The organism is Spiroplasma sp. TIUS-1, from assembly GCF_010365785.1.
Lineage (GTDB): Bacteria > Bacillota_I > Bacilli_A > Mycoplasmatales > Mycoplasmataceae > TIUS-1.
In genome coordinates, this window is sequence record NZ_CP048387.1 from 46,228 (window position 1) to 58,007 (window position 11,780).

Sequence of the window (11,780 nt, forward strand, 5' to 3'; positions counted from 1 at the left end):
AATGGAAAAATTTAAAACACTTACCGTAGTAGGTACCCAATGAGGAGATGAAGGAAAAGGTAAAATGACCGATTACTTTGCTCAACAAGCTAACATCGTTGCAAGATTTGCAGGTGGAGATAATGCAGGGCATGTTATCAAGTTTAATGGACAAAAACATAAAGTCACAATTATACCTTCAGGAATTTTTAACAAAGATATAGTTAATGTCATTGGAAATGGTTGTGTTGTTAACCTAAAAAGTTTAGTTAATGAATATAACAAAATTAAAGAAACTGGTTTAGAATTGGGTGAATTGTATATATCAGATAGAGCTCATCTTATTTTTGATGTGCACAAAGAAATTGATGGACTTCAAGAAGAAGCAAAGGGTGCCAATAAAATTGGTACAACTAAACGTGGAATTGGACCAACTTACCAAGATAAGGTTTCAAGAATTGGAATAAGATTAGGAGAGTTATCAGAACCAAATTTTAAGGAAAGATTTTATTCTTTCATGGAAGAAAAAAATCAATATATTTCAAAAATCTATAAGTCACCAAAAATTGATGTTGATGTTGAATATAAAGAATTGATGAGATTATTTGAAATCATTAAAGTTAATGTAATCGATACAGGTGAATATTTATACAATGAAATTAAAGCTGGTAAAAAAGTTTTATTTGAGGGTGCTCAGGGTGTAATGTTAGATATTGATCACGGGACTTACCCATTTGTGACTTCATCAAACACAACTGCAAACAATGCATCAACTGGTTCAGGTTTACCTAATAAAATGATAAGCAATGTTATGGGTGTAGTTAAAGCTTATACAACTCGCGTTGGAGCTGGAGCAATTCCTACAGAACAAGACAACAAAATTGGAGATTACATTCGTGAGAAAGGTAATGAATATGGTTCAAATACTGGTAGACCAAGAAGAGTTGGATGATTAGATTGTGTTGCTTTAAAAAATGCAATTAGAACATCAGGAATTGATTATGCATTTATTACATTACTAGATGTATTAACTGGTTTAGAAGAAATTAAAATTTGTACAGAGTATGAGTTGAATGGTAAAAGAACATCAATAATTCCATCAACCAATTCTCAATATGAAAAATGTATTCCTATTTATAAAACTATGAAAGGTTGAACTGAAGATATTACTGGTGTTAAAACTTTCAAGGAATTACCTAAAGCAGCTATTGAGTACTTAAAAAAAATAGAGGCTGTTTGTGGAATTGAAGTGATTGGATTTTCAGTTGGGCCAGATAGAACACAAACAATAATTAAAAGAAATATTATTTAGTTAGAGGTACGCAATGATTGAAAGATATACAGTTAAAGAAATAGACAAAATTTGAAGTGAAGATAATAAACTTAATATGTGATTATTGGTTGAACTTTGTGTTGTTGAAGCTTGGTCTAAAAAAGGTGTAGTGCCTAAACAAGATATGAAGAAAGTATTAGAAAAAAGTATTGTTGACAGAAAGAGAATGTTGGAACTTGAAGAAATCACTAAACATGATGTGGTAGCTTTTACCAGAATGATTTCTGAAAGTTTGGGAGATGAAAAGAAGTGAATTCATTTAGGCCTTACTTCAACTGATGTTGTAGATACTGCACAAAATAAGATGATTCAACAATCGAATGAAATCATAGAAAGTGATTTGGACAATCTTTTAATAACATTAAAAAATCTAGCTTTACAAAATAAAGATACATTAATAATGGGTAGAACACATGGTATTTTTGGAGAACCAACAAGTTTGGGATTGAAGTTCTTGTTATGATTTGAAGAGATTAAAAGACAAGTTGAAAGATTTGGTTTAGCAAGAAAACAAATAGAAGTTACTAAAATTTCAGGTTCAATGGGAAACTATGCAAATGTAGATTTAGATATTGAAGAGTTTGTTGCTAAAAAAATGAATTTGAATGTAGATTTTCTTTCAACACAAGTTACACAAAGAGATAGACATGCTTTCTTAATTTCAGTATTCGGAAATATTGCATCAACACTTGAAAAGATAGCTGTTGAAATTAGATTGTTCCAAAGAAGTGAAGTGGGTGAAATATTAGAAGGATTTGGTAAAAATCAAAAAGGTTCTTCTTCTATGCCACACAAGAAAAATCCAATTAGTTCTGAAAATATTTCTGGGTTATCAAGATATATTAAATCATTTGTGAATATGGCTTATGAAAATAACGTTTTATGACATGAAAGAGATATAAGTCATTCGTCAAATGAAAGAATTATGTTTCCTGATATATTTAATGCTTTATCTTATTCATTGAAAAGACTTAATAGTACATTATCGAATATTGTAATTAACTATTCAAGAATTGATGAAACTATTAAACATCAAAATAATATTTATTTTTCACAACGAGTTTTGACTCATATTGTTTTAAATTACAATTTTTCAAGAGAAGAGGTTTATGACTTTGTTCAAGAATGTACGTTATTATGTCAAATGAATAATCTAGACTTTAAACAAGTTTTAAAAGATAAAGGAATTGCAAAATTTATTAAAGATCAAGTCGAACTTGAAAACTTATTCTCAAACAAGTATTTCTTAAGAAATGTAGATAAAATATATAACAGAGCACTAAAGAGGTAGAAAATGAAAGTATATATTGGAAATGACCACACAGCTGTTGAAATGAAAAAGTTTTTAAAAGCACACTTAGAAAAAAATAATATTGAAGTAATTGATTTAGGTAATACTGATGGTAAATCAAGTAATTATGCTGAATATGGAATTGCTTTAGGAAAAGCGGTTGCAAAAGATAAAGGAAGTTTAGGGATTGCAATTTGTGGTTCTGGTATCGGAATATCTATTGGAGCAAATAAAGTTCATGGAGTACGTGCAGCACTTGTTTATGAAATACAATCAGCACATTTAGCAAGACAGCATAATGACGCAAATGTTATTGCACTTGGAGCAAGGTTTATTGCAAATGAAAAGGCTGCTGAAATTGTAGATGAGTTTTTAAATACAAAATTTGAAGGTGGAAGACACGAGGACAGAATTAAAGTTCTGAACGAATACAATGGATAAAAGAATTAAAGAATTACTAAATAAAGAGTTAGAAAGACAACAAAATCATATTGAATTAATAGCGAGTGAAAACTATGTAAGCGAAGCAGTACTTGAAGCTACTGGTTCAATTGCTACAAATAAATATGCTGAAGGATATCCATTTAAAAGATATTATGGAGGATGTGAATTTGTTGATCAAATTGAGCAGTTAGCAATTGATACTGTAAAAGAAATTTTCAAAGCTGAATATGCAAATGTACAACCTCACTCAGGTAGTCAAGCAAATATGGCGATCTACCAAGCATTCTTAAAACCAGGCGACAAAATTGTAGCCATGGATCTAGATGCCGGAGGGCATTTGACACATGGTTCAAGTGTTTCATTTTCTGGAAAAGATTATGTATTTGCACATTATGGTGTTAATAAAGAAACTTACTTATTAGATTATGATGAAATAGAAAAAATTGTAGCTAAGGAAAAACCAAAACTAATTGTTGCTGGTGCCAGTGCTTATCCACGTGCCATTGATTTTAAAAAATTTAGAGAAATAGCTGATAAGTACAATACACTTTTAATGGTTGACATGGCCCACATTGCTGGATTGGTAGCTGTGGGTTTACACCAAAACCCAGTTGAGTATGCAGATGTTGTTACTTCAACAACTCATAAAACATTACGCGGAGCAAGAGGAGGTTTAATTCTTGCAAAAGAAAAATATGCAAAGCAATTAAACTCAGCAGTTTTTCCTGGAATTCAAGGTGGACCATTGGAACATGTAATTGCTGGTAAAGCTCAAGCTTTCATTGAAGCAACAAAACCGGAATTTAAGTTGTACATCAAAAATGTAATTGATAACTGTTCTATATTTGCTGAAGAATTGGCAAAAAATGGATTAGACATTATTACAGGTGGAACCGATAATCATTTATTAATAGCTGATGTTAAAAAATCGTTTGGAATTACTGGGCGACAAGCTGAAACAATATTAAATGATATAGGTATTGTTTCTAACAAAAATATGATTCCGTTTGATACAGAATCAGCTTTTAAAACTTCAGGTATCCGTTTAGGAACTGCAGCAATGACTACACGTGGATTTGGTAAAAAAGAATTTACGTTATTAGCAAAATGAATCACAAGCGCATTGAGCGATAGAACTCAAGAAAACTGAGATTCAATTAAAAAAGAAGTTTATGCAATTTGCAAAAACTTCCCAATCTATAAAGATTTAAAATACTAGGAAGGAAAACGAAATATGGCTATCACAATATTTGATCATCCTTTAATTTTGGATAAACTATCTAGAATGAGAAGAAAGGAAACTTCTTCAAAAGATTTTAGAGAAAATTTAAATGAAATAGGAATGTTAATGGTTTATGAAATTTTTAGAGACGTTAAGTTAAAAGAAATTTCAATTAAAACACCCACAGTAAAAAAAGCAAAGGGATACACAATTGAAACTCCAGTTGTTCTAGTTCCTATTATTCGAGCTGGATTAGGAATGGTTGATGGAATTCAAAAAATTATTCCAACTGCAAAAATTGCCCATGTTGGTTTATATAGAGATGAAGTAACTATGAAGCCAGTGGAGTATTATGCAAAAGCTCCAGCCGATATTGATTCCTCATATACAATTGTTGTTGATCCTATGTTGGCAACTGGTGGAAGTGCAGTAAAGGCGATAGATATTATCAAGAGCAAGGGAGCAAAGAATATTAAATTTGTTGGACTTGTTGGAGTTCAGGAAGGAATAGATGCCCTTCAAAAAGCTCATCCTGATGTTGATATTTTCTTAGCATGTAAAGATCCAATATTAAATAAACATGGCTATATCGAACCAGGAATGGGAGATGCCGGTGATAGAATTTTCGGTACAAAATAACACATTAGAGTGTTATTTTTTTATTTAAAAAAACTTGACCGAGAAATAAATAGGAGTAATATATACACATGCGTAATCAAGGGGGACATATGAATGCATTACGAGGGAAGCTAATTATGACTTCTACAGTAATGGGGATCGTGCTTGTTATCTTGTTTATATTATCTATCACGAAGGTAATTGGAATGAACTGAACATATGGATATATTGTTGGTTCAGCATTCATATTAGTGGTATTTTATTTACAAACGTTTAAAGATAAAAGCTTAAAGTTATATTCAAATATATATTTGTTTTTATTCTTTATGATACTAATTCATGGCCTTTATTTGGTTCCGTTTATATTTTGTATATATATAGAATCAGTATTCAGTACTTACGGAATACTGATTGGAGTTTTAGTAAACTCTCTATTCTTAAATGGATTAATCTTTTTTAACAAATACAAAAATACAAGGAGATAAAATGTTTTTTGCAGATATGTCAGAAACTCTTTGGCATTTGACACCACAGCTAACATCGATTATTTTAACTACTATCATTATTTGTACAATTTCAATTGTTTATAATGTAAAAGTTAGAAATTACAATATAAATCAACCAATGCCAGGTTTTTTGGTTATTGTTGAGACATTTGTAAAATCAATGGAAGGAATGGTTGTTGATGCAATGGGTAAAAAGTATTCTAAACTAACACCATATGCGATGTACATTGTAATGTATATCTTTACAGGATCGATGTTATCATTGCTAGGTTTTGAACCGCATACTACGTCATTAACTGTAACTCTTTCAATGGGACTTGTAACATTCTTTGGAATTTACTACTTTGGATTAAAAGTTCAAAGATTTAGATTTTTCAGAAAATTTATAAATCCAATGGAATTAATAGGACAATTTGTTCCTTTAATTTCTATATCATTTCGTCTATTTGGAAATATACTAGGGGGATCAATTATTCTTGGTATGGTCTATGGAATGATTATTGGAATTCAAGGCTCATTATTTTTAGGCGGTGAAAATCCGGCTGAAAGTATTTGAAATGGTGAAATGAAAGCTGAATACTTATTGGCAGGTCTAAATATTGGTTCAGTATTAATAACACCATTTATTCACTTGTACCTAGACTTTTTTGAGGGTGGGTTGCAATCATTTGTATTTATAACATTAACATTAACTTATTGAAGTGAAAGTGTTGAAGAAGAAGAGAGCGTTTCTGTGGATGATAAAGGATTAGCTCACATGGAACAAACAATATAAACCACTACAAACAACAGGAGAAGAAATTATGATACTAGACGTATTTTCAAATTTATTAATTAACTATGCTTCATTTTGAAGCGTATTCATGCCAATGTTTATGGCAACTGCTGCTGAAGGAGCAAGCGGTGATGGTGTAACAGACTGAGGAATGAAATACCTTGGAGCAGGAATTGCAGCTGTTTCTTATACAGGGGCAGCCTTAGGTCAAGGTATTATTGGGGCAAATGCATGTACAGCAATTGGTAGAAACCCAGAAGCAAATGGGCAAATTACAAAAGCAGGGATGGTATTCGCCGGAATTGCCGAATCAGGAGCTATCTACGGATTGGTTATTTCAATCTTAATTTTATTCGTAGTATAGAAATAGATAATTATGGAATATAGCGGATTGTTTTTTGCAGAAGCAAAAGAATCAGGAGGACTACCAGGTCTTCCAAATATCATTGAGTCATTATTCCCGAACATCCCAAACTTTATTGCACATATAGTTGCAACTATTGTTATAGTAATAATACTTACAAAACTAATGTACAAGCCAGCTAAAAAAATGATCATCGATAGAAGAAAAGAGGTTAACAGACTTTTAGACGAAGCTGTTGAAAAACAAATTATTGCATCTGAAAATGAGACTGAATCAAAATTAGTATTAGCTAAAGCTCATGAAGAATCAAGCTTGATTATTCAAAATGCTATTGTTGGTGCCAATGAAGAAAAGGAACTAATTCAAAAAAGTGCCCAATCTGAAATTATGGTATTAAAAATGAAAGCTGAAAATGATATTGAATGACAAAAGCGTGAAGCAAAACAAACTATGAAACAAGAAGTTATTGACATCTCATTAGAAGTTGCTAAAAAATTAATTGGTGCTAAGGTTAGTGAATCAGATAATGAACAATATATTAATGAGTTTTTAAAAGATCTAGATTAGTATGCTGAAACACAAAGTAATTCAAAACTGAGCACATGCAATTTATCAGTTATCTATTGAAAGTAACAAACAATCAGAGATGCTAGAACAAATAAATGCAATATGTTATGGTTTAAATCACAACCCCTCTTTAACAACTTTGTTATCTCTTGATAAATTATCAAAAGATAATGTCGATGGATTAATTCATGACACTTTTGGTTCAATAGGTATCGACCCAATTTTAATTAATGCAATTAAATATATGGTGGAATGTGATGCTTTTGTTGGAGCTCGTGAAATATTTGAATTAACAAAAAAACAATTATTATCAACAAATGTAGACTTTGCTTTTGGGCAAATATATTCTACAAAATTGCTGTCAAAAGATGTGATTGATAAAATTACCTCTAAGATGGAAAACAAATTTAACAAAAAAATACACTTCATTCAAGAAATTGACGAAAGTCTGATTGCTGGAATTAAGGTGGTAGTGGGAGATGTCGTTTACGACGGATCACTAAAATCAAGATTTGAAGATTTGAAAGAATCTATAAAAAAAATGGAAGGTTAGTTATGAGTATTAAATTAAATCAAATATCTGAAGTAATTAAACAACAAATTCAAAACTACGGTTCAAAAGTTATTAAATCAGAAGAAGGAGTAGTTCTATCAATTGGTGATGGAGTTGCAACTGTTTCTGGATTAGAAGATGTAATGAACGGTGAGTTGTTGATGTTTCCTGGAGGAGTAGCTGGAATGGCTATGAACCTAGAAGAGTCAGCGGTTGGTGTTGTTATTATGGGTGATACATCAAAAATTGTCCAAGGTGATAAAGTAAAGCGTACTAAAGAGGTTGTTAAAACTGTAGTAGGTGATGCTTTATTAGGAAGAGTAGTTAACGGTATAGGACACCCAATTGATGGATTAGGTGAAATAAATGCAACTAAAACTTTACCAGTTGAAAGAATTGCAACGGGAGTTATGTCTCGTAAATCAGTTGATCAGCCTATGGAAACTGGAATTGTATCCATTGATGCACTGATACCAATTGGAAAAGGTCAAAGAGAATTAATTATCGGGGACCGTCAAACTGGTAAGACAACAATTGCAGTTGATGCAATAATTAACCAAAAAGGTAAAAATGTTAAATGTGTTTATGTAGCGATTGGTCAAAAAGAATCAACAGTTACACAAATTGTAGAAAGATTAAGAAAAGCAGAAGCTCTTGAATATACAGTTATTGTTACTGCTTCAGCTAGTGAATCAGCTCCGATTCAATACATTACTCCATATACTGGAGTAACAATAGCTGAAGAATGAATGTTCAGTGGACAAGATGTATTGATTGTCTATGATGATTTATCTAAGCATGCTCAAGCATATAGAACTCTATCATTATTATTAAGAAGACCACCGGGGCGTGAAGCATACCCAGGGGATGTATTCTATTTACACTCAAGATTACTTGAAAGATCAGCTAGAGTTACTCAAGAATTTGGTGGAGGATCAATCACAGCTTTACCGATTATTGAAACACTTGCAGGAGATATTTCTGCATACATTCCAACTAATGTTATTTCAATTACAGATGGTCAAATATTCTTATCAGAAAAACTATTTAACTCAAACATCAGACCAGCTGTTGATACAGGTTTAAGTGTTAGCCGTGTTGGTTCATCAGCTCAAATTAAAGCAATGAAACAAGTTGCTTCAACACTGAAATTAGAATTAGCTCAATACTATGAACTACAAGCTTTCTCAAAATTTGGAAGTGACCTAGATGAAAACACAAGAGCAATTTTATCTCAGGGAGAAAAAATTGTTGAAATCTTAAGACAACCAGAAGGTAAAACATTAGATCAAGTTATTCAAACTTTTGTACTAATGGCTATTAATGAAAGATTAGTTAAATGAATTCCTGTTGAAAAAGTAGAAACATTAAAACTAGCAATTATTAAATTCTTTAGAAAAGATCCAACTGGTATTAAAATCGCTGATGAAGTTAGAGCATCTAATTCATTTAACGATAGTACAAAACAAGCAGCTATTACAGAAATCAAAAAATTGGTTAAAAAAATAATCACATCTATTCCAGATTACAATCCTTTAGAGTTTGGAAAAATAGAAGATTACGATAAATTCTAATGGCAAATTTAAGTGAACTAAAAAGTCAAATTGCAAATACTCAAGATACAAATAAAATTACTAAGGCTATGGAAATGGTGGCAACATCTAAATTCAAAAAATTAAGTAATAGAGTATTGTCTATGCAAGATTACATACGCGATACATATAAATTATTTGTAGATATTATTGCAAATACTAGCCAATCTCAATACATGTGTGATGAAGGGTTTAAGCCTGGAAAAACATTATGAATTCTAGTTGGTTCAAATTTAGGACTATGTGGTGGTTATAATTCAAACGCCATAAAGTTAGCTAAAAAGCACATTAATAAAAATGACGACTTTGTAGTTGTCGGAAACAAAATGAGAAATTTTTGTAGAGCTGAAAATTTAAATATTGTGAATGAGTTTCTTTCTGTTGATGAAAAATTCACAATCCAAGATGTTACAGATGGTTTAACAGCAGATTTAATTTCTGCATATAACAATGAAACAATCCAATCAATTAAAATTATATATACAAAATTTATAAACAACGTTACGTTTGAAGAAACTGTTTTAGACATTCTTCCAATTGTAAAACTTAAAAAACCAAGTAGCAATTCAGAGGTTATTTTTGAACCAAGTGCTTCAGAAATATTAAAAAGCTCAATTAGTTTTTATTTGAGTACAATAATTTTTGGTTCAATTATGGAATCACAATTATCAGAACAAGCAAGTCGTAGACAAGCTATGGATAATGCATCAAAAAATGGAAAAGACTTAGTAGAGGAATTGAAAAGTCAATTTAATAGAAAACGTCAAGAAAACATTACGCAAGAAATTACAGAGATTGTCGCAGGTTCGACAGCTCAACAATAGGAGGGACTCATTATGAATTTAAAAGGTACAATCGTCCAAGTTATGGGATCTGTTGTTGATGTTAGATTTGAGACAAGTGAATTGCCTGGAATTTATTCAACAATTGAAATTCAATTACAAGGAAAAACAGAAGTCCTAGAAATAGTTCAACACATAGGTGATAACCTAGTTAGAACAATTGCTATGGGTTCAACAGAAGGTCTTTCAAGAGGAACTGAGGCAATCGCCACAGGTCATGCAATTAGTGTCCCTGTCGGTGAAAAAGTTTTAGGTAGAATGTTCAACGTATTGGGAGCACCAATCGATGGGCTACCAGAATTAACTGGTGAAAAAGTTATGCCTATACATAGAGAAGCTCCAAGTTATAAAGATTTATCTACAACTACAGATATTTTAGAAACTGGAATTAAAGTCGTAGACTTAATTACACCATTTGCAAAAGGTGGAAAAATTGGATTATTCGGAGGAGCTGGAGTTGGTAAAACAGTTCTAGTTCAAGAATTAATTAATAACATTGCCAAAGCTCATGGAGGGATTTCAGTATTTGCTGGAGTTGGAGAAAGAACTCGTGAAGGGAACGATCTATATTTTGAAATGAAAGAAGCTGGAGTTTTAGATAAAACTTCGTTAGTGTTTGGACAAATGAACGAACCTCCAGGAGCTCGTATGAGAGTTGCTTTGACAGGTTTAACTATTGCCGAATATTTCCGTGATGAAAAAAATCAAGACGTACTATTATTTGTAGATAACATTTTCCGTTTTACTCAAGCTGGTTCTGAAGTATCTGCTTTATTAGGAAGACTACCTTCAGCTGCTGGTTATCAACCAACACTTGCAACTGAGATGGGAGCTTTACAAGAAAGAATTACTTCTACTAAAAAAGGTTCTATTACTTCAGTTCAAGCAGTTTATGTTCCAGCTGATGATTTAACTGATCCAGCTCCTGCAACAACATTTGCGCACTTGGATGCAAAAATTGTTCTTGATCGTTCAATTGCTGCTTTAGGAATCTATCCAGCTATTGATCCATTAAACTCATCATCAAGAATGCTTGACCCAAAAATTGTTGGACAAGAACATTATGATACAGCTGTTAAAGTTCAAGAGACATTACAAAAATATAAAGAACTACAATCTATTATTGCCATTCTTGGTATGGATGAATTATCTGATGAAGATAAGACAATCGTTAACAGAGCTCGTCGTTTAAGAAACTTTATGTCACAGCTATTTACTGTTGGGGAAAAGTTCACAGGTAGACCAGGGGCATATGTTTCAAGTTCAGATAATGTTAGATCATTTAAATCAATTATTTTAGGAGAAGTAGATCACATTGCTGAATCTCACTTTATGTTTGCTTCATCAATTGATGAGGTAATTGAAAGACATCGTAAGGAAGAAAATAATGGATAGTTTGGAGATGAGAATTGTAACTCCCAATGGAGTGTTCTGTGATAAGTTAAAAATTGAACAAGTAACATTACCTTCAACTAACGGGCAAATTACATTATTGAAGAACCACATGTCATTAATTGGTGGACTGCAACTTTCATATATGAAAGTAAAAGAAAGCAAATCAAAAGATTTCCGTTATATTCATGTTCACAGAGGAATCTTTGAACTAGATAAAAATTCATTAACTATTGTTACACAAAATGCATATGACGTTGATAGTCAAGGATATAAACCAAATCAAAAATAAAAAATCCTCT

Annotated in this window: 14 protein-coding genes; all 14 read left to right on the top strand. The window is 31.6% G+C overall.

Annotation, left to right across the window (positions count from 1 at the left end):
* Position 1 precedes the first annotated feature (1 nt).
* The 14 genes from STIUS_RS00220 to STIUS_RS00285 all read left to right on the top strand — a co-directional run bounded on the left by STIUS_RS00220 (position 2) and on the right by STIUS_RS00285 (position 11,770).
* A complete protein-coding gene (locus STIUS_RS00220; protein WP_162649260.1) occupies positions 2-1,291 on the top strand; it encodes an adenylosuccinate synthase in 1,290 nt (429 codons plus the stop codon).
* A 13-nt stretch (positions 1,292-1,304) separates the two neighbouring features.
* Positions 1,305-2,603, top strand: coding sequence for an adenylosuccinate lyase (gene purB / locus STIUS_RS00225; protein WP_162649261.1), 1,299 nt, complete (start codon positions 1,305-1,307; stop codon positions 2,601-2,603).
* Between the two features lie 3 nt (positions 2,604-2,606).
* The gene (gene rpiB / locus STIUS_RS00230; protein ID WP_162649262.1) at positions 2,607-3,044 is read left to right on the top strand and encodes a ribose 5-phosphate isomerase B; all 438 of its coding nucleotides are present in this window, start codon (positions 2,607-2,609) and stop codon (positions 3,042-3,044) included.
* Positions 3,037-4,266 carry a serine hydroxymethyltransferase gene (gene glyA / locus STIUS_RS00235; protein ID WP_162649263.1) on the top strand — a complete coding sequence of 410 codons (1,230 nt, stop codon included), beginning with the start codon at positions 3,037-3,039 and terminating at the stop codon, positions 4,264-4,266. The genes rpiB and glyA overlap by 8 nt, the downstream gene beginning before the upstream one ends.
* Before the next feature lie 15 nt (positions 4,267-4,281).
* Complete coding sequence (gene upp / locus STIUS_RS00240; RefSeq protein ID WP_162649264.1) at positions 4,282-4,908, top strand: uracil phosphoribosyltransferase; 627 nt, start codon at positions 4,282-4,284, stop codon at positions 4,906-4,908.
* 68 nt (positions 4,909-4,976) lie between these two features.
* A complete protein-coding gene (locus tag STIUS_RS00245) occupies positions 4,977-5,372 on the top strand; it encodes an MG406 family protein (RefSeq protein ID WP_162649265.1) in 396 nt (131 codons plus the stop codon).
* Position 5,373: 1 nt separating this feature from the next.
* The gene (locus tag STIUS_RS00250; protein ID WP_162649266.1) at positions 5,374-6,168 is read left to right on the top strand and encodes a F0F1 ATP synthase subunit A; all 795 of its coding nucleotides are present in this window, start codon (positions 5,374-5,376) and stop codon (positions 6,166-6,168) included.
* A gap of 28 nt (positions 6,169-6,196) precedes the next feature.
* Positions 6,197-6,532 carry a F0F1 ATP synthase subunit C gene (locus STIUS_RS00255; protein ID WP_162649267.1) on the top strand — a complete coding sequence of 112 codons (336 nt, stop codon included), beginning with the start codon at positions 6,197-6,199 and terminating at the stop codon, positions 6,530-6,532.
* A 12-nt stretch (positions 6,533-6,544) separates the two neighbouring features.
* On the top strand, positions 6,545-7,099 hold the full coding sequence (locus tag STIUS_RS00260; protein WP_162649268.1) for an ATP synthase F0 subunit B: 555 nt from the start codon (positions 6,545-6,547) through the stop codon (positions 7,097-7,099).
* A gap of 1 nt (position 7,100) precedes the next feature.
* Positions 7,101-7,652: an ATP synthase F1 subunit delta gene (gene atpH, locus STIUS_RS00265; protein ID WP_162649270.1), complete on the top strand. Its 552-nt coding sequence runs from the start codon at positions 7,101-7,103 to the stop codon at positions 7,650-7,652.
* 2 nt (positions 7,653-7,654) lie between these two features.
* Entirely contained in the window at positions 7,655-9,226 is a 1,572-nt protein-coding gene (gene atpA, locus STIUS_RS00270) for a F0F1 ATP synthase subunit alpha (protein WP_162649272.1), read from the top strand.
* Complete coding sequence (gene atpG, locus STIUS_RS00275) at positions 9,226-10,068, top strand: ATP synthase F1 subunit gamma (protein WP_162649274.1); 843 nt, start codon at positions 9,226-9,228, stop codon at positions 10,066-10,068. The genes atpA and atpG overlap by 1 nt, the downstream gene beginning before the upstream one ends.
* A gap of 12 nt (positions 10,069-10,080) precedes the next feature.
* Positions 10,081-11,481 carry a F0F1 ATP synthase subunit beta gene (atpD, locus tag STIUS_RS00280; protein ID WP_162649275.1) on the top strand — a complete coding sequence of 467 codons (1,401 nt, stop codon included), beginning with the start codon at positions 10,081-10,083 and terminating at the stop codon, positions 11,479-11,481.
* The gene (locus tag STIUS_RS00285) at positions 11,474-11,770 is read left to right on the top strand and encodes a hypothetical protein (protein WP_162649276.1); all 297 of its coding nucleotides are present in this window, start codon (positions 11,474-11,476) and stop codon (positions 11,768-11,770) included. The genes atpD and STIUS_RS00285 overlap by 8 nt, the downstream gene beginning before the upstream one ends.
* The last annotated feature ends 10 nt before the right edge of the window (positions 11,771-11,780 follow it).